The organism is Microbacterium sp. BF1, from assembly GCF_019279095.1.
GTDB classification, from domain to species: Bacteria; Actinomycetota; Actinomycetes; order Actinomycetales; family Microbacteriaceae; genus Microbacterium; species Microbacterium maritypicum.
This window is the reverse complement of the sequence record NZ_JAGYWT010000840.1, coordinates 1-599: the sequence shown is the minus strand read 5'-3', so window position 1 is coordinate 599 and position 599 is coordinate 1. Positions and strand designations below refer to the sequence as shown.

Here is a 599-nt window from a genome sequence, read left to right as displayed (position 1 = left end):
ACACCGACCCCCGCAACCCGGTGATCGGCGTGCGGGCGTTCGGCGATGACGAGGCGCTGGTCTCCCGGCACGTGGTCGCGACGATCGACGGCATCCAGGACGGGGCGGTCGCCGCCTGCGTCAAGCACTTCCCCGGCCACGGCGACACCCACATGGATTCGCATCACTCGCTCCCCGAGATCACGCTCGATCTCGAGGAGTTCGAGCGGGTGCACCTGGAGCCCTTCCGTGCGGCGATCGACGCCGGAGTTGACGCCGTCATGACCGCGCACATCGTGGTCCCGGCGTGGGGGGAGCAGCCCGCGACGCTCAACCCGCGGGTGCTCGGCATGCTGCGCGACTGGGGCTACGACGGCGTCATCATCACCGACGCGCTCGACATGGCCGCGATCCGAGAGACGGTGGGACTCGGTGGGGGAGCAGCCCTGGCACTCGCCGCCGGAGCAGACCTCCTCTGCATCGGGAACCCCACCAACCCCGGTGATGCCGCTCTTCCCGATCAGGATGAGCAGGACTTCCGTGCGGCCAGAGACGGCATCATCGCTGCGCTGCGTGACGGTTCGCTCTCCCGCTCGCGCGTCGAGGAGGCCGCTGGCCGG

At 70.1% G+C, this 599-nt stretch carries 1 protein-coding gene; it reads left to right on the top strand.

Features of this window, described 5'->3' with window-relative positions; all coding sequences use genetic code 11:
- Nucleotides 1–599: glycoside hydrolase family 3 N-terminal domain-containing protein (locus KZA10_RS17110; protein WP_306300839.1), on the top strand; the 599-nt coding region annotated here is incomplete at both ends.